Source organism: Limnohabitans sp. (assembly GCF_044361645.1).
Taxonomy (GTDB): Bacteria; Pseudomonadota; Gammaproteobacteria; order Burkholderiales; family Burkholderiaceae_C; genus Limnohabitans_A.
Map to the genome: position 1 here is coordinate 1 of NZ_JBIKIL010000078.1, position 17,728 is coordinate 17,728.

A 17,728-nucleotide genomic window follows, 5' to 3' on the forward strand; every position below is an offset into this window, starting at 1 on the left:
ACTGCGTGATGTTGATGAAGCGGCGGAATTTTGGATTGCGGCTTCGCGTGATGATGCGGTTGCGCTCGGCCAGCACACCTTCACGGTTGTTGGGCTTCTTGACCTCGATGAAGGCCAGCGGCATTCCGTTGATCAGGAGGGTGATATCCGGACGAAACTCATCGTCGCCGTTCTTGCAAGTCAGCTCAGTAACGACATGGAAGCTGTTGTTGTCGAAGTTTTCAAAGTCAATCAATCGGATGCCTGAGCGCTCGGTCAACCGTTCATAGAAAGCCTTACCGAGATCTTCGTTTTCGAGCGGGAGTTTGACATCGCCCAGCAGGCGCGTCACGTCATCTGCAGCCAATTCTGGATTGATGCGGGCGATGGCTTCGTTGAAAAGCGCTGGGAAGATATTGGTGTCAATGTCCCAAACGGCATCTTTCAACGAAAGATAACGGTATCCCAGCCGTACCAAGTGCAGGATGCACGGGATCTTGACCCTTGAGTCTTCGCTGAAAACCATTAAAGCTGTTCTCCCATGTATTTTTCGATGTCTTTTGTGATTCAAATGAAGGTGTAAACACCTCTGCCAAAGGATCACACGAACGAATCACAGTATTTTTTGATCAACCCAGTCGCTTTGGCACGCATCACAGCGGCAATACTCGGCAGGGTGAAATTTAGCAGCTTAGTAACCAATACTTGCCTCAACTGGCAGGTTTGTTTTGTAACCCACGCTTGCGTTCGTCAGCTCTACCCGCCGCCCAAGCCAGCACAGCCCCCACCGCACAACACCCCACCGTGACCAGCGGCGTGAGCTGCCAACCGCCCGCGCGCGCCGCCAAGGCCGCCACCACGGGTGGCCCCACCAACTGGCCCAGCGCCGACAGCTGCTGCACCCAGCCCACGGTGGTGGCCACTTGCTGCTCGCCCGGGGCCAGGCGCACCGCCAAACTGAACAGCGTGCCTGGCACCAAGCCGCCCATGCCCGAGAACAACAGCACACCGGCATAACGCAACCAAGGCTGGCCTTCGGTGAAAGCGGCAAATGCCAACGTGCTGCCCAGCGCCATGGCCCCAAAGCCCAGCCACAGCGTGCTGCGGGGTGCCCAGCCGCACTGCAGCAATCGGCCAGATGCCATGTTGCCCGCGATGTTCACCGCTGCAGCCAGCGCCGTGAGCACGCCCAGCAGCGCCCCGCTCACGCCAGCGGCGGCATAGATGGACGGCAAAAACCCGACCACCGCCAGCCACTGCCCCGAATACATACCAAAGCTGAGCGCCACCAGCCAAGGGCCGCGCGCGCCCAAGGTGCTGCGCAATCGCTGCCAGGCCCCCAGGCCCACGCCATGCGCTGGCAGTGGGTGATCCGCCACCGGATCGGCGGGTACTGCGCGCAGCAAGGCCGCCGCCATGGCCAGCGACACCCCCGCAAACAGTCCCCACCAAGCACTCCAACCCCAGGCCGGAATGAACAGCGGCCCGGCCAGCAATGCGAGTGCTGTGCCGGTGGGCATGTACGCGCCCCACACGCCCAGCATACTGGGCAGTTGGGCCACAGGCACCAAGCGCCGTATCAAGGCGGGCGCAGGCAAGGCCACCAGCAAAAAGCCCAAGCCTTCGATGGCCCGCAGCACCAGCAATGCGGTGACAGAAGTGGCAAATGCCCCCAGGCCACTGGCCAGCGCCAGCAGGCACAAACCGCGCACCATGCTGCGCTTGAGGCCCATGCCGTCGGCCAGCAAGCCCATGAACACCGCCAAACTCATGCCGGCGAGCTGCACCAAGGACAAGAGGAAACCGGACTGCACCAGCGTGAGGCCCAACTCGGTCTGCAGCGCGGGTAAGGCGGGGGGGAGCTTGCCCACCTGCAAGGCCGCCACGCCGCCCGCGAGGACAACGAGCCAGGCGGTGCGGTGGACGGGCAGCCCGCTCACAACAGCTTGCGCCCCGTCAGGCGTTCGTGCTCACGCATGGCAAAACGGTCGGTCATGCCGGCGATGTAATCGGCCACGCTGCGGTGCAGGTCAGCGCTCACGGCAAAGTCGGCGGGCATTTCGGCGGGTTGGCCCACATAGGCCAGGAACAACTCGCGCACCACCTGCTGCGCCTGTCCGGTGGTGTGCATGACCTGCGGATGACGGTAGAGCTGCGCAAACAAAAATTGTTTGAGCTCGGTGCTGCGCGTCTTCATGCGGGGACTGAACGCCACCAGAGGCCGGGCCAAGCGGGCTTGTTCCAAGCTGCGCACACCCGCGTCGGCCACGGCCTGGCGGGTGGTGTCGATCACGTCGTAGACCTGGTCGCTCAGCATGCGGCGGATGGCTTCGTAGAGCAGGCGGCGCGGCTTGACCGACAAGCCAGGGTGCTCGTCCAAGGTCTGCTGGTGGTAGTGCGCAAACAGCTCGACTTGCAGCAGCTGCTCGGTGCTGATCAGGCCCGAGCGCACACCGTCGTCGATGTCGTGCGCGTTGTAGGCAATGGCATCGGCCAAGTTGCACAACTGCGCCTCCAGGCTGGGCTGGGTGCGCTCGATGAAGCGCCGCCCCACGCCACCGGGCTCAGCCCGCTCCAGTTGCTCGGCATTGGCGCGCGAGCAGTGTTTGAGCACGCCCTCGCGGGTTTCAAAACTCAAGTTCAGGCCGTCGAACGCGGGATAGCGCTCTTCCAGTTGATCGACTACCCGCAGGCTTTGCAGGTTGTGCTCAAAGCCGCCGTGCTCGGCCATGCATTCGTTCAGCGCATCTTGTCCAGCGTGGCCAAAAGGCGTGTGGCCCAGGTCGTGCGCCAGCGCCACGGCTTCGACCAAGTCTTCGTTCAGGCCCAGGGCGCGGGCGATGGATCGGCCCAGCTGCGCGACTTCGAGCGAGTGCGTCAAGCGCGTGCGGAACAAATCGCCTTCGTGGTTCAAAAAGACTTGGGTTTTGTAAACCAGCCGCCGAAACGCGCTGGAGTGCACGATGCGGTCACGGTCGCGCTGGAAGGCGTTGCGCGTGGGTGCTGGGGCTTCAGCAAAGCGCCTGCCCCGGGTTTGCGCCGGGTCGCAGGCCAGTGCCGACAAACTGGCCTGAAAGGGTGAGGAACCCAAGGGCATTTCCAGTGATTCGGCGAACATGGCTCAGGCGCAGCAGGCCTTGATCACCTCGCGCACCATGGCGTCGGGCGCGCCGCACACGCTGGCTTTGCCCGGGCCGTCGATCACCACAAACTGGATGTCGCCGCCGATGGCTTTTTTATCGAGGCGCATGTGTTCGATGTAATGGCCTGCGTTGTCGGCTGCGTCAATGATGGGGCCGCGCACCGGCAGACCCGCACGCTCAATGAGCGTGCGCACACGGACCACAAAGGCCGCATCGACCTTGCCCAAATGCTGCGAGAGTTCTGCCGCCATGACCATGCCGCAGCCCACCGCCTCGCCATGCAGCCAGACGCCAAAGCCCAAGCCCGCCTCAATGGCGTGGCCAAAGGTGTGGCCAAAGTTGAGGATGGCGCGCAGGCCCGCTTCGCGTTCGTCCTGCCCCACCACCCAGGCCTTGATCTCGCAACTGCGCTTGACAGCATGCGCCAGCGCAGCCGGGTCTTGCGCCATCAGGGCGTCGATGTTCGCCTCGATCCAGCCCAGGAAATCCATGTCGGCAATCGGGCCGTATTTGATGACTTCGGCCAGGCCCGCGCTCAGCTCGCGCGGGGGCAGTGTGGCCAAGGTGTTCAGATCGCACACCACGCGCACTGGCTGGTAGAACGCGCCGATCATGTTTTTGCCCAGCGGGTGGTTGATGGCGGTTTTGCCGCCCACCGACGAATCGACCTGCGACAAGAGCGTGGTCGGCACCTGCACAAAAGGCACGCCGCGCATGTAGCTGGCGGCGGCAAAGCCAGTCATGTCGCCCACCACACCACCGCCCAAAGCAAACAGCACCGTCTTGCGGTCGCAGCCTTGGCCCAGCAGCGCGTCAAAAATCAGGTTCAGGGTCTGCCAGTCTTTGTGCGCTTCGCCGTCGGGCAGCACCACGCTGTGCACCTGCTGGTAATGCGGGGCAATGGCAGTGCGCAAGGCGGCTTCATACAACGGCGCAATCGTGTCGTTGGTCACGATCATGGCGGTCTTGGCCTTGGGCAGGCCAAGCCATGTCTCGGCACGACCGAGCAGGCCTTGGCCAATCTGGATGTCGTAACTGCGGTCGTCCAGAGAAATGGAGACTTTTTGGATGGGCGAGGTTTGGAGGGGGAGTGTGGGCTCGGACATAGGCCCCAAGTGTAGGGGCTTTGGGGCACGGCACAGCGGGCAAAGTCCCGGGCGATGCATGCCCAAAGCAGCGCAGCGCGCGCTGCAGCGCCAAGGCGCCACCGGGTCTGCGGTCAAGACCACAGACCCGGTTTGGCCGGCATCAGGCCTTGAAGGCCACGACTTTCTGGGTCTGCTCGCCCAGGCCGTCGATGCCCAAGCGCATCACATCGCCGCGCTTCAAGAACACGGGTGCAGGCTTGCCATCCACCTTGACCCCCATGCCCACCCCCGGCGGCGTGCCGGTGGTGATGATGTCACCGGGCTCCAGTGTCATGAACTGGCTGACGTAGCTGACCAATTTGGTCACGCCAAAAATCATGGTCTTGGTGTTGCCGGTCTGAAAGCGCACGCCGTTCACATCCAGCCACATGCCCAGGGCTTGAGGATTGGGCACTTCGTCGCGCGTCACCAACCAAGGGCCCACAGGACCGAAGGTGTCGCAACCCTTGCCCTTGTCCCAGGTGGCACCGCGCTCGAGTTGGTATTCACGCTCGCTCACATCGTTGACCACGCAATAACCGGCCACATGGTTCAAGGCGTCTTTTTGCGATACATAGCGGGCGCGTGTACCGATGACGATGCCCAGCTCCACCTCCCAGTCGGATTTCTTGGAGCCTTTGGGCAGCATCACGTCGTCGTCGGCACCCTGGATGCACGAGATGGCCTTGGTGAACACAATCGGCTCGGCCGGGATGGGCATGTTCGACTCTGCGGCATGGTCGGCGTAGTTCAGGCCGATGGCGATGAACTTGCTGGTGTAGGAAATGGGTGTGCCAAAACGCTTTTTGCCACGCACCAAGGGCAGCTTGTCGGTTTTGAGTTTGGCCAGCTTGGCCAGGGCTTTGTCGTTCAATAACTCAGGCGAGATGTCTTTGACGACTGCGCTCAAGTCGCGCAAGCGGCCATCGGCGTCGATCAGGCCTGGTTTTTCTTTGCCGACTTGGCCATAGCGAACGAGTTTCATAAATACCTTTCAGTGCTGGAACAGAATCAATAAGTGGAACGGCCACCCGACAGGTCAAAGACCGCGCCGGTGGAGAAGGAACAGTCTTCGGTGCTGAGCCAAGTCACCATGGCGGCGACTTCTTCGGGCTCGCCAAAGCGGGCCATCGGAATCTTGGAGAGCATGAACGCGATGTGTTCGGGCGTCATTTGATCAAAAATCGCGGTCTTCACAGCCGCCGGCGTGACACAGTTGACGCGCACGCCGGTGTCGGCCAACTCTTTGCCCAGCGATTTGGTCAGGCCAATGACCGCTGCCTTGCTGGCACTGTAAGCACTGGCATTGGGATTGCCGTCTTTGCCGGCCACCGAGGCGATGTTGACGATGCGCCCGTAGTTGCGCGCCTTCATGTGCGCACTCAGTTCGCGGCAGCAATGGAACAGGCCGTGCACGTTGACCTCGAACACCTGTTTCCAAGCGTCCACCGGGTAGTCCCACACTTTGACGTTGGGGCCGGTGATGCCGGCGCTGTTGACCAGCACATCCACCCCCGCCAAAGCGGTGGTTTGCTGTGTGGCCTGCACCACCGAGTCGTGGTTGACCACGTCGACCTGCACCGTGTTGACCACTGCGCCCAGTTGCCCCTGGCGCAGTTGCTCGGCGGCTTTAGCCATGCCTGCTGCATCGCGGTCCCAAATGGTCACGCGGGCACCCGAGGCCAGCATGCGCTGCGCAATGGCAAAGCCCAGGCCGGTAGCGCCTCCAGTGATGACCGCGTGGCGGCCTTTCATGTCCAGTAAATTCATGTCTGTCTTTCTTTCTGCGGTTGGGGATTGAGGCTTGTAAAAGGCAATTCAAATGGTCATGCCGCCATCCACCATGTAGGCATTGCCCGTGGCAAAGATGGATTCGTCAGACGCCAAGAAGGTGACGATGGGAGCGATCTCGGCCGCTTGCGCCAAACGTCCCATGGGCTGGCGGTTGATGAAGTCTTTGCGCGCTTGCACCGGGTCGGCGTAGCTGTTGATGCGGTCTTGCAAGGAGGGCGTGTCGACGGTGCCGGGGCAAATGCAGTTGCAGCGCACGCCTTGGCGCACATAGTCGGCGGCCACGCTTTTGGTCAGGCCAATCACGGCCGCTTTGCTGGCACCGTAGACAAAGCGGTTGGGCAAACCCCGCACGCTGGAGCACACGCTGGCCATGTTGATGATGCTGCCGCCTTGGCCCGTCTGCTCGAATTGCGCCAGCATTTTGGGGATGACGGCCTGGATCATCCAAAACTGTGAGCGCACATTCAAGTTGAAGGCGAAGTCCCAATCCTCGTCGGTGGCCAGTTCGATGTTGCCGTTGTGCACAAAGCCCGCGCAATTGAAGACGATGTCAATGCGCGGCAGGCTGGCCACTTGAGCGGCTATGGCCGATTTGTCGAGCACGTTCAGCACCGCCGTGTGCACATTCGCCACGCCTTGGTAGGCCTTGAGCAGATCGGCATTCACATCGGTCGCATAGACCGTTGCGCCCTCAGCGGCCATGGCCAGCGCGGCCGCTTGGCCAATGCCTTGCCCGGCGGCGGTGATGAGGGCGATTTTTCCTTTGAGTCTCATGGTGCTTTTATCTCCAGTTGGGTGATCTGTCTTGCGGTGATGGCAGTCCAGTCCCAGGCGATGCCCAAACCGGGCGTTTCGGGGGGCAGCGCAAAGCCGTGCTGCACCCGCATGCGCGTGGTGGTGATGTCGTCGAGCTGCGGGATGTATTCGACCCAGGTGGCGTTGGGCACGGCCGCGCACAGGCTCACATGCAACTCCATCAAGAAATGCGGGCACACCGCCACGTCAAAAGTCTCGGCCAAGTGCGCGGTTTTGAGCCAGGGCGTGATGCCGCCGATGCGCGCCACATCGGGCTGCACGATGGAACAAGCGCCTTGCTCCAGGTATTCGCGAAACTGCATCGGGTGGTACAAAGACTCGCCCACCGCCACGGGAATGGGGCTGTGCTCGCGCAACTGGCGATGGCCCGACACGTCCTCGGCTGGCAGCGGCTCTTCCAACCACGCCAAACCCAAACCGTCAAAAGCCCGGGCACGGCGCACGGACTCGGCGCGGTTGAAGCCTTGGTTGGCATCGGTCATCAACTCAAAACCTGGCCCCACCGCATCGCGCACGGCAGAGAGGCGCGCCACGTCCTCGCTCACATGCGGGCGGCCGATTTTGATTTTGGCCCCTTTGAACCCTTGCGCTTGGGCTGCCAAGGTTTGGTCCACCAGGGCCTCAGGCGACAAATGCAGCCAGCCGCCCTCGGTGGTGTAGAGCGGTACACGCGCCTGCGCGCCGCCCAGCAACTGCCACAGCGGCAGACCCTGGCTTTGCGCACGCCAATCCCACAAGGCGGTGTCGACACAGGCCAGCGCCAAACTGGTCATGGCCCCCACGGCGGTGGCATGGGTGTGGAAAAACAAGTCTTTCCAAATCGCCTCGACCAGGACAGGGTTGCGCCCGATCAGGCGCGGCACCAAATGGTCTTTGAGCAAGGCCACCACCGAAGAGCCGCCAGTGCCAATGGTGTAGGCATAGCCCGTGGCCGCGATGCCGTCGCTGCAATACAGGGTGAGCAGCACGGTCTCTTGCGTCACAAAGGACTGGATGGCATCGGTACGCAACACCTTGGGCGGCAGGTTGACTTGCCGAAGGCTCACACGGTCAATGGTGATGGTGGACATCTGAAACTTCAAATTGAACTGCACTTCAAAGGCGTGGAGCTTGCGGCTTGCACGGTCGCTGGTGCGTCGTTTTCGCGACAGCTGACATGCGGGTTTGTGTGGAGATAAAAGCGCTTGACCTGACAAATCAGGACGTGTGATGATTGTGCAACTGGTCTGACCACTTGTCCAATTCACGTTATCCCTGATCACCCACCATGCCTTTGCACACTGTGGCCCCACAGCGCCTGTACCGCCAAATTGCCGATCAGCTTCGACTGCTCATGGTGTCGGGCGAGTTCGCGCTGGGCTCGCGCCTGCCGGCCGAGCGTGATCTGGCCTTGCAATTGGGGGTGAGCCGCCCCTCGGTGCGCGAAGCCCTGATCGCACTCGAAGTCGAGGGCATGATCGAGGTGCGTACCGGCTCGGGCATTTACGTGCAGCGCACAGAGGCACCCAGCAAACCCGCCGCCTTGGCCCACAACGATGCCAACACCCCTGCCGACTGGGGCCCCTTAGAGGTGATGAGTGCGCGCTTGTTGATCGAGGCCGAAGTGGCCGCTCTGGCAGCCACACACGCGCAAAAGGCAGACCTCAAGGCCATCAAAAACGGTTTGCAACAAATGAAGCAGGAAGCGGCGCACAACGAAGCGCCACGCGAGGGCGACGAGGCCTTTCACGCCGCCATTGCCAAAGCCTGCGGCAACAGCGTGCTGCTGGACACCGTGCAGCGCTTTTGGCAAGCGCGCAACGGCCCACTGTTTGAGCGCTTAGGCGATTATTTTGAACACCCCGAGTCTTGGCAAGCGGCCATCGCCGAGCACCAGCAGGTGTTGCAGGCCATTGAAGCGCATGACGCCAGTGGCGCCCGCAAAGCCATGCAAAAGCACTTGAAGCAGGCCCACAAAAGATACAGCGCGAGCTGGCGCCGCGCACCTGCCCGTTAGCTGGCCAGCAAGATGGGCACTGGTGGGCAAGTTTTTTTCGCGTCAGCATTTTTTTAACCAACGAGGAGACAGAGATGAGCAAAAGATTGACCCTGAAAACCCTGGCCACCGTCGGCGCATTCGCCCTAGGAGCCATGACCGTGCTCGGCAGCACTGCGGTGCAGGCCCAGCAAAAACTCAAATGGGCCCACGTCTATGAAACGTCTGAGCCCTACCACACCGAATCGGTGTGGGCCGCCGAAGAAATCAAAAAGCGCAGCAACGGCAAATTCGACATCCAGGTCTTCCCCGCCTCCAGCCTGGGCAAAGAGACCGACATCAACCAGGGCCTGACCTTGGGCACGGTGGACATGATCATCAGCGGCCCTTCGTTTGCGGCGCGTACCTACCCGCGTTTTGGCATTGCCTACTACCCCTTCATCTTCCGCGATGGCGACCACCTGATCGCTTACTCCAAGAGCCCCGTGTTCCAAGAAATGGTCAAAGAGTTTCGTGAGAAAACCGGCATCCAGGTCACGGCCTACACCTACTACGGTGCACGCCACACCACCGCCCAAAAAGCCTTCACCAACTGCGCGGGCATGAAGGGTCTCAAAATCCGCGTGCCCGACGTGGCCGCCTACCGCGCCACCCCTGAGTCTTGCGGCGCCAACCCAACGCCCATTGCTTTTGCCGAGGTCTACCTGGCCCTGCAAAACGGCACCGTGGAAGCGCAAGAAAACCCTTTGACCACCATCGAAGCCAAAAAGTTCTATGAGGTGCAAAAGGCCATCATGCTGACGGGCCACATCGTGGATGGCTTGACCACGCAAATTGCGCCCCACGTCTGGAACAAGCTGAGCGACGCCGAAAAGAAAATGTTCACCGAAGTGACGCAACAAGCCGCTGTGCGTGCCACCGGCAAAATCAAAGCGCGTGAGGCCGAGCTGGTCGACGAGTTCAAGAAAAAGGGTCTGCAAATTGTGCAGGTGGACCGCAAGTCTTTCCAAGACGCGGTGCTGAAAAACAAACCCTTGACCGGCATGGGTTTCACGCAGGCTGACTTCGACAAGATCCAGGCCGCCAAGTAAGCCTCGCATTGGCCACGCCCTGAGCCGCTGGCCCACCAGGCCAAGTACCCAGCACGATGGCCTGACCCCTTTGACCTCAGGCGCAGACCGAACGCATGGCGTTCGGTCTGCCGCGTGCATGCCAAACGCTTCGCCACCAAGGACACCCATGAGCAACCTCCCCGACCTCGACGCCATGCCCAAAGTCATGGGCGACGATGGCCAGTTTCACGCCACCGATGACGAAGTTGATCTCTCAGGCACGCCCGTTGAAGCCTGGGTGGCGCTGGTTTTTTTCTGGGCTTTGGGCTTGACGGTTTTCTACCAATTTTTCACCCGCTATGTGCTGAACAACTCGGCCTCTTGGACCGAAGAGATCGCACGCTATCTGTTGATCGCCACCGTCTTCACGGGGGCCACGATGGGTGTAGCCAAAAACAACCACATCCAGGTGGACTTCTTCTTTCGCTTCATGCCCGACTGGATGGGTCGCGCCATGGGCACTGTGGTCGATGTGGTGCGCATCGCCTTTTTTGCTGCTGCCACTTTCCTCACTGGCCAGATGATGGAAAAACTGGGCAGCTACAAGATGACCATCATCGACCTGCCCATGAACCTGGTGTATGGCGTGGTCATGGCCGGTTTTGCCGCCATGTGTTTGCGGGCTGTCTGGGTCGCACGTGTGCATTGGCAGCGCGGGTACACCGTGCTGCAACGCCCCGAGTCTGAAATGACCGACCGCTGAACCCGCACCCTACTGAAAGCGCTCCATGCTGAAAATTCTGTTCCTCATTCTCATGAGCGGCGGCATCCCGGTGGCCATTGCCATGGCGGGTGCCTCGCTGATTTACCTGTTCTTTGCGCAGAGTTCGCCGCCATTTGTGGTGATTCACCGCATGGTTTCGGGCATCGACAGCTTTCCGTTGTTGGCCGTGCCCTTCTTCATTTTGGCCGGCAACTTGATGAACAACGCGGGCATCACCAACCGCATTTACAACTACGCGCTGGCCTTGGTGGGTTGGCTCAAAGGGGGCTTGGGCCACGTCAACGTGGTGGGCTCGGTGGTGTTTGCCGGCATGAGCGGCACCGCCATTGCCGACGCAGCGGGCCTGGGCACCATCGAGATCAAGGCCATGAAAGACCATGGCTACAGCACCGAATTTGCCGTCGGTGTCACCGCCGCATCGGCCACCCTGGGGCCCATCATCCCCCCCAGTTTGCCTTTTGTGATCTACGGCATGATGGCCAACGTCTCAGTGGGCGCGCTGTTTCTGGCAGGCATTTTGCCCGGCATCTTGATGGCGCTGTTGATGATGCTCACCGTGGCTTATTTCGCCCACAAAAACGGCTGGGGTGCCGACGTGAAGTTCGAGTGGCCCAAGCTCATCAAGGCCTTGGCCGAAACCGCCGTGGTCATCGGCTGGCCCCTGGCCATCTGGTGGCTGGTCACGGCCATGGGCACGCCCCCACAAATCACCGTGTTTGTGGCCTTGATCGTGCTGTTTGCGGCCGACAAGTTCTTCAACTTCCAAGCGGTGCTGCCCATCATGACCCCCGTGATCTTGATCGGCGGCATGACCACTGGCGTGTTCACGCCCACCGAAGGCGCGATTGCCGCCTGCGTTTGGGCCATTGCGCTGGGTTTCTTTTGGTACCGCACGCTCAACTTCAAAATGTTTGTGAAGATTTGCCTGGACACGGTGGAGACCACCGCCACCGTGCTGTTCATCGTGGCGGCCGCCAGCATTTTTGGTTGGATGCTCACCGCCACCGGTGTGACCACCGCCATCTCTGCTTGGGTTCTGGGCTTCACCCAAGAGCCTTGGGTGTTCTTGCTGTTGGCTAATGCGCTGATGCTGTTTGTGGGTTGCTTCCTGGAGCCTACCGCCGCCATCACCATCCTCGTGCCCATCTTGGTACCGATTTGCCAGCAACTGGGCATTGACCTGGTGCACTTCGGTCTGATCATGGTGCTCAACCTCATGATCGGTTTGCTGCATCCACCCATGGGCATGGTGCTGTTTGTGCTGGCGAGGGTGGCCAAGCTCAGTGTGGAACGCACCACCATGGCCATCTTGCCCTGGCTGTTCCCCTTGCTGGGCAGCCTAGCGGTCATCACCTACATGCCCAGCCTGGTGCTGTGGTTGCCCAAGCAATTTTATTGACCCCTCGGGGCTGATGTCCGGCCCTTTTTTGAACGACGCTCAACATGTCTAATCTTTTCATCCGCCTGCACCCGTCTGACGACGTGGTGATTGCCCGCTCCCAACTCATGAGCGGCAGCGCCGTCGAAGGCTTGCCCGTGCGCGGCCTGATCCCGCCGGGCCACAAAATCGCCACCCGTGCCATCGCTGTGGGCGAGCCGGTGCGCCGTTACAACCAGATCATTGGTTTTGCGCACCAAGCCATTGCACCCGGCGAGCATGTGCACACGCACAACTTGAACATGGGCGCAGAAAAAGGCAACTTCGAGCGCGACTATGCGATTGGCCATGACGTGAAAGCCGAGCCTGCCCGCAAGCAGGCCAGCTTCATGGGTTACCAGCGCAGTGATGGCCGCGTGGCCACGCGCAATTACATCGGCGTGCTGTCGAGCGTGAACTGCTCAGCCACTGCCGCACGCGCCATTGCCGACCATTTCTCCAAACGCAACAACCCGGCGGCGCTGGCTCAGTTCCCCAATGTGGACGGCGTGGTGGCCTTGACGCACGGCACCGGCTGCGGCATGGACACACAAGGCCTAGGCATGCAACTGCTGGAGCGCACGCTGGCCGGTTACGCCACCCACGCCAACTTTTGGGGTGTGGTGGTGGTGGGCTTGGGTTGCGAGTCCAACCAGATCAACACCTGGCTGGCGAACAGCAGCCTGCGCGAGGGTGAGACGCTCAAGGTCTTCAACATCCAGGACACGGGCGGCACGCGCCTGACGGTAGAAAAAGGCATTGCTTTGATCGAAGACATGCTGCCGCGCGCCAACGCCGTGCAACGCACACCATGCAGCGCCGAGCACATCACCGTGGGCCTGCAGTGCGGCGGCTCGGACGGGTATTCGGGCATCAGCGCCAACCCGGCGCTGGGTGTGGCGGTCGACCTGTTGGTGCAGCACGGCGGCACCGCCATTTTGAGCGAAACCCCTGAAATTTACGGTGCCGAGCATTTGCTCACGCGCCGCGCAGTGCGGCCCGAGGTGGCTCACAAGCTGATCGAGCGCATCAAATGGTGGGAAAACTACACCGCCATCAACGGCGGCGAGATGAACAACAACCCCTCGCCCGGCAACAAGGCCGGTGGCCTGACCACCATCCTCGAAAAGTCTTTGGGTGCGGTGGCCAAAGGCGGCACCAGCAACCTGCAAGCGGTGTACGAATACGCTGAGCCGGTCACCGCTAAAGGCTTTGTCTACATGGACACGCCTGGCTACGACCCGGTGAGCGCCACCGGCCAGGTTGCAGGCGGTGCCAACCTGATTTGCTTCACCACCGGGCGCGGCAGTGCCTACGGTTGCGCGCCCTCGCCCAGCCTGAAGTTCTCCACCAACACCGCTTTGTGGAAAAAGCAGGAAGAGGACATGGACTTGAACTGTGGCGAGATCGTGGATGGCGGTGCGAGCATCGCCGAGATGGGCCAGCGCATTTTCGAGATGATCTTGGCCGCCGCGTCTGGCGAGCCGACCAAGAGCGAACGCCACGGCTACGGCCAAAACGAGTTTGTACCTTGGCAAGTGGGCGCAGTGATGTGAAGTGATGCGACCTGATGCTTTGCCCCCCGAACTTTTTTGAAAGACTTTTCATGAGCCAACGCATCCAAGCCACCGAACTGCGCCAGCACGTCGCCCGCATCATCGGCATGACCGGCAGTGCGCCCGCCGAGGCCGCGCAGGTGGCCGACAACCTGGTCATGGCCAACCTGAGCGGGCACGACTCGCACGGCGTGGGCATGGTGCCGCGCTACGTGGACGCTGTGCTCGAAGGGGGCCTGTCGCCCAACACGGGCGTTAAAGTGCTGCTGGACACCGGGCCTTTGCTGAATCTGGATGGCCAACGCGGTTACGGCCAGGTCACCGGTGTGCAGGCCATGCAAATGGGCATTGAGCGCGCCCAACAGCACGGTGTGTGCACCATCGCCCTGAGCCGTTCACACCACCTGGGCCGCATCGGCCACTTTGCCGAAATGGCCGTGGCGCAAGGCCTGGTGTCGGTGCATTTTGTGAACGTGTTGTCGCGCCCCGTGGTCGCGCCTTTTGGCGGCGGTGACGGTCGCTTTGGCACCAACCCCTGCTGCATCGGCGTGCCCATGGGCAGCCGCGCCCCCTTTGTGCTGGACTTTGCCACCAGCCGCGTGGCCCAAGGCAAGATGCGCGTGGCCCACAACAAGGGCGAGCAAGTCCCTCCCGGCTACCTGATTGACGAAAACGGCCACCCCACCACCGATCCCGGCGTGGTGGTGGTGCCGCAGTCCAACGGCCTGTTTGGTGCGCTCATGACTTTTGGTGAGCACAAAGGTTTTGGCATGGCCATGGCCTGCGAACTGCTGGGCGGTGCCCTGACGGGCAGTGGCACATGGCACCGCGAGGCCGACCACCAACGCGCGGTGCTCAACGGCATGCTCACGATGCTGATCGACCCGGTGCGCCTGGGCACACAAGCCATGTTCGAGCAAGAGGCCTTGGCCTTTGACGACTGGTTGCGCCAAAGCCCGGACGCCCCGGGCACCGACGGTGTGCTCATGGCAGGCGATCCCGAACGCGCAGCCCGTGCTGAGCGTGAACAAAGCGGCATTTGGATTGACGACGCCACCTGGGCCGAGATCGAGGCATCCGAGAAGAAGCTGCAGCAGCCTTGAGCCTTGAGCCTTGAGCCTTGAGCGTTGGGCGTTGGGCGTTGGGCGTTGGGCGTTGGGCGTTGGGCGTTGGGCGTTGGGCGTTGGGCGTTCGGTGTCGAAACTTGATCTAGCTACACACAACGCACAACCCTCAACCCTCAACCCTCAACCCTCAACGTAGATCCCCCACTTCTGTACAAGCACCATGTCACTTTCTGCACTCAGCCTTTCAGCGCTTGGCCATCATGTTCAAACCCCGGGCTATGACCGAACACAGCACACGCCTGGCGTGCTGCATTTGGGACTGGGCGCTTTCCACCGAGCGCACCAAGCCATGGTGTTTGACCAGTTGCTGGCCTGTGGTGACACGCGCTGGGGCATCCACGGCGTGGCCATGACACGGCCGGACTTGGTGAACCTGTTGCGCGCACAAGACGGGCTGTATGCCGTGCGCGTGGCAGACGACCAAGGCCTGCGCTGGCAAGTGCCTGGCGCTTTGTGGCGCATGAGCGTGGCCACCACAGAGCGCGATGCCGTGGTCCAGGCCATCGCCTCGCCCAGCACCCGCTGGGTCACGCTCACCGTCACCGAAAAAGGCTACACCCCGCCGCTGGGCCAATTGCTGACGGAGGGCTTGCGCCTGCGCCACCAAGCTGGTTTATCGGGCATCACCATCGCCTCGTGCGACAACCTGCAAGGCAACGGCCACAAGCTGCAGGCATTGGTCCATGCCCAGATTGCAACCCATGAGCACAGCGTTCAAGACGCCGACTTTTTGTGTTGGCTGGATGCGCACTGCGCCTTTCCGAGCAGCATGGTCGACCGCATCGTGCCCGCCGCCACAGCCGAGGTGATGGCCGCCGCCCAAGAGGCGCTGGGCCGAGCTGACCACTGCGCCCTCAGCACCGAAGGCTTTTGGGAATGGGTGATTGAAGACCGTTTGGCCGACCCGGCAGACGCAGCCCTGCTGCGAAGCGCGGGTGTGCGCGTGACGGGCGATGTGCACAGCTACGAAGAGGCCAAACTGCGCCTGCTCAACGGCAGCCACACCGCCATGGCACTGATCGGCGCCGTCACCGGCAGGCCTTTCATTGCCAGTTGCATCGGTGTGCCGCACATCCGCAGTTTTGTTCATCGCCTGATGAGCCGCGAAGTCGCGCCGCACCTTGCCCGCAGCGACTGGGCCGATTACCGCGACGCACTGATCGCCCGCTTTGGCAATCCGTATCTGAAACACAGCGTGCACCAAATCGCCACCGACAGCTCGCAAAAAATCCCACAGCGCTGGCCGGCCTCAATCTGGGGCCAGATCGCACAAGGCGCTTCTTTTGAACACCACGCGCTTGCTGCTGCCGTCTATGTGCGCTACACGCTGGGTGTGGACGAGCAAGCTCAGGCCTACGCACTGAACGACCCACAAGCCGCAAGCCTGCTGGCGATGGGCGCAGCCCAGCGCAGCGAACCCGAGGCCTGCGTGCGCGCTCTTTTGGCACTCGAAAACTTGTGGGGCAAGGCCTTGCCCAAGCACGCCGCATGGACCGCCCGCGTGACCCACTGGCACCAGCGCGTCATGACGCACGGCGTGGACCAAGCCATTCAGCAACTGCTCGAGCAAGAAGCCTGAGCACCGAGGTCCTAACATGAAAATCACTGCCGCCCGCGTCATCGTCTGCAGCCCAGGCCGCAATTTCGTCACCCTCAAAATCGAAACCGATCAAGGCGTCTATGGGGTGGGCGATGCCACGCTCAATGGCCGCGAGCTGGCCGTGGTCAGCTACCTTGAGGACCATGTTCTGCCCTGCCTGATCGGGCGTGACCCGCAACAGATCGAAGACATCTGGCAATACCTCTACAAAGGTGCCTACTGGCGGCGCGGCCCAGTCACCATGAGCGCGATTGCAGCGGTGGACACTGCGCTTTGGGACATCAAAGCCAAGATGGCGGGCCTGCCGCTCTTCCAGTTGCTGGGTGGGCGCAGCCGCACCGGGGTGATGGTCTACGGCCACGCCAATGGCCGCGACACGGCCGAAACGGTGGACGAGGTGTTGCGCCACAAAGAAGAAGGCTACTTGGCCATCCGCGCCCAAAGCGGCGTGCCGGGCTTGAACAAGGTCTATGGCGTCAGCGGCAACCCGGGTGCTCAGCGCCTGTACGAACCCGCCGACGGCAGCCTGCCCAGCGAACACGACTGGAGCACCGAAAAATATCTGCGCCACACGCCCGGCCTGTTTGAAGCCGTGCGCGAAGCCGTGGGCCCCGACATCCATCTGCTGCACGACGTGCACCACCGCCTGACGCCCATCGAAGCGGCGCAACTGGGCAAAGCGCTGGAGCCGGTGCGCATGTTCTGGATGGAAGACCCGACCCCGGCCGAAAACCAAGAGGCCTTTGCGTGGATACGCCACCACACCACCACGCCGATCGCGGTGGGTGAAGTCTTCAACAGCATCTGGGACTGCAAGGCGCTGATTGAAAAGCAACTGATCGACTACATCCGCACCACCGTGGTCCACGCGGGCGGCATCACGCATTTGCGGCGCATCGCCGACCTGGCCAGCCTGTACCAAGTGCGCACCGGCTGCCACGGCGCGACCGACCTGTCACCCGTGTGCATGGGCGCTGCCCTGCACTTTGACACCTGGGTGCCCAATTTCGGCGTTCAAGAGTTCATGCCGCACAGCGAAGAAATGCTCTCGGTTTTCCCGCACGATTACCGCTTTGAGCGCGGCATGATGCACTGCGGCGAGACACCTGGTCACGGCGTGGACATCGACGAGAACCTGGCCGCCAAGTACCCGTACAAAAGGGCTTATTTACCAGTGAACCGGCTGCAGCAGGATGGCACAATTTGGAGTTGGTAAAAATTTGACCCAAAAAAAACGCCCCACTGTCAGGTGGGGCGTTTTGGGCTGTTAGAAGCCTGACGATGACCTACTTTCACACGGGAACCCGCACTATCATCGGCGCTAAGTCGTTTCACGGTCCTGTTCGAGATGGGAAGGA

The 17,728-nt window shown here is 61.6% G+C and carries 16 protein-coding genes; 8 read left to right on the forward strand and 8 right to left on the reverse strand.

From position 1 onward, the window contains the following. From ACIQ39_RS12655 to ACIQ39_RS12690, 8 genes are all read right to left on the reverse strand, one after another. The coding region (locus tag ACIQ39_RS12655) for a type I restriction endonuclease (protein WP_396434965.1) at nucleotides 1-505 on the reverse strand (505 nt) is incomplete at its 3' end. Between the two features lie 184 nt (nucleotides 506-689). Beyond that, nucleotides 690-1,919, reverse strand: coding sequence for a CynX/NimT family MFS transporter (locus ACIQ39_RS12660; protein WP_396434966.1), 1,230 nt, complete (start codon nucleotides 1,917-1,919; stop codon nucleotides 690-692). Continuing rightward, nucleotides 1,916-3,097 carry a deoxyguanosinetriphosphate triphosphohydrolase gene (locus ACIQ39_RS12665; protein ID WP_396434967.1) on the reverse strand — a complete coding sequence of 394 codons (1,182 nt, stop codon included), beginning with the start codon at nucleotides 3,095-3,097 and terminating at the stop codon, nucleotides 1,916-1,918. Before ACIQ39_RS12665 ends, ACIQ39_RS12660 begins: the two co-directional genes overlap by 4 nt. Before the next feature lie 3 nt (nucleotides 3,098-3,100). After that, complete coding sequence (aroB, locus tag ACIQ39_RS12670) at nucleotides 3,101-4,228, reverse strand: 3-dehydroquinate synthase (RefSeq protein ID WP_396434968.1); 1,128 nt, start codon at nucleotides 4,226-4,228, stop codon at nucleotides 3,101-3,103. A gap of 142 nt (nucleotides 4,229-4,370) precedes the next feature. After that, nucleotides 4,371-5,234 carry a fumarylacetoacetate hydrolase family protein gene (locus tag ACIQ39_RS12675; protein ID WP_396434969.1) on the reverse strand — a complete coding sequence of 288 codons (864 nt, stop codon included), beginning with the start codon at nucleotides 5,232-5,234 and terminating at the stop codon, nucleotides 4,371-4,373. Between the two features lie 26 nt (nucleotides 5,235-5,260). Further along, a complete protein-coding gene (locus tag ACIQ39_RS12680) occupies nucleotides 5,261-6,019 on the reverse strand; it encodes an SDR family NAD(P)-dependent oxidoreductase (protein WP_396434970.1) in 759 nt (252 codons plus the stop codon). 48 nt (nucleotides 6,020-6,067) lie between these two features. Beyond that, entirely contained in the window at nucleotides 6,068-6,817 is a 750-nt protein-coding gene (locus ACIQ39_RS12685) for an SDR family oxidoreductase (protein ID WP_396434971.1), read from the reverse strand. After that, on the reverse strand, nucleotides 6,814-7,929 hold the full coding sequence (locus ACIQ39_RS12690; RefSeq protein WP_396434972.1) for a mandelate racemase/muconate lactonizing enzyme family protein: 1,116 nt from the start codon (nucleotides 7,927-7,929) through the stop codon (nucleotides 6,814-6,816). The genes ACIQ39_RS12685 and ACIQ39_RS12690 overlap by 4 nt, the downstream gene beginning before the upstream one ends. Nucleotides 7,930-8,126: 197 nt before the next feature. On the opposite strand from ACIQ39_RS12690, the gene ACIQ39_RS12695 reads away from it, so the two are divergent. From ACIQ39_RS12695 to manD, 8 genes are all read left to right on the forward strand, one after another. Beyond that, nucleotides 8,127-8,855, forward strand: a complete 729-nt coding sequence (locus ACIQ39_RS12695) for a FadR/GntR family transcriptional regulator (RefSeq protein WP_396434973.1) — start codon at nucleotides 8,127-8,129, stop codon at nucleotides 8,853-8,855. 74 nt (nucleotides 8,856-8,929) lie between these two features. Further along, nucleotides 8,930-9,925 carry a sialic acid TRAP transporter substrate-binding protein SiaP gene (locus ACIQ39_RS12700; RefSeq protein ID WP_396434974.1) on the forward strand — a complete coding sequence of 332 codons (996 nt, stop codon included), beginning with the start codon at nucleotides 8,930-8,932 and terminating at the stop codon, nucleotides 9,923-9,925. 148 nt (nucleotides 9,926-10,073) lie between these two features. Continuing rightward, nucleotides 10,074-10,649 (forward strand): TRAP transporter small permease, encoded by a 576-nt coding sequence (locus tag ACIQ39_RS12705; RefSeq protein ID WP_396434975.1) that lies wholly within the window; start codon nucleotides 10,074-10,076, stop codon nucleotides 10,647-10,649. A 25-nt stretch (nucleotides 10,650-10,674) separates the two neighbouring features. Then, nucleotides 10,675-12,069: a TRAP transporter large permease gene (locus ACIQ39_RS12710; protein ID WP_396434976.1), complete on the forward strand. Its 1,395-nt coding sequence runs from the start codon at nucleotides 10,675-10,677 to the stop codon at nucleotides 12,067-12,069. Between the two features lie 44 nt (nucleotides 12,070-12,113). After that, the gene (locus tag ACIQ39_RS12715) at nucleotides 12,114-13,643 is read left to right on the forward strand and encodes a UxaA family hydrolase (protein ID WP_396434977.1); all 1,530 of its coding nucleotides are present in this window, start codon (nucleotides 12,114-12,116) and stop codon (nucleotides 13,641-13,643) included. A gap of 50 nt (nucleotides 13,644-13,693) precedes the next feature. Next, nucleotides 13,694-14,746: a malate/lactate/ureidoglycolate dehydrogenase gene (locus ACIQ39_RS12720; protein ID WP_396434978.1), complete on the forward strand. Its 1,053-nt coding sequence runs from the start codon at nucleotides 13,694-13,696 to the stop codon at nucleotides 14,744-14,746. A gap of 184 nt (nucleotides 14,747-14,930) precedes the next feature. Then, a complete protein-coding gene (locus ACIQ39_RS12725) occupies nucleotides 14,931-16,349 on the forward strand; it encodes a mannitol dehydrogenase family protein (RefSeq protein WP_396434979.1) in 1,419 nt (472 codons plus the stop codon). Nucleotides 16,350-16,365: 16 nt separating this feature from the next. After that, nucleotides 16,366-17,586 (forward strand): D-mannonate dehydratase ManD, encoded by a 1,221-nt coding sequence (gene manD / locus ACIQ39_RS12730; RefSeq protein ID WP_396434980.1) that lies wholly within the window; start codon nucleotides 16,366-16,368, stop codon nucleotides 17,584-17,586. Nucleotides 17,587-17,728: the final 142 nt, after the last annotated feature.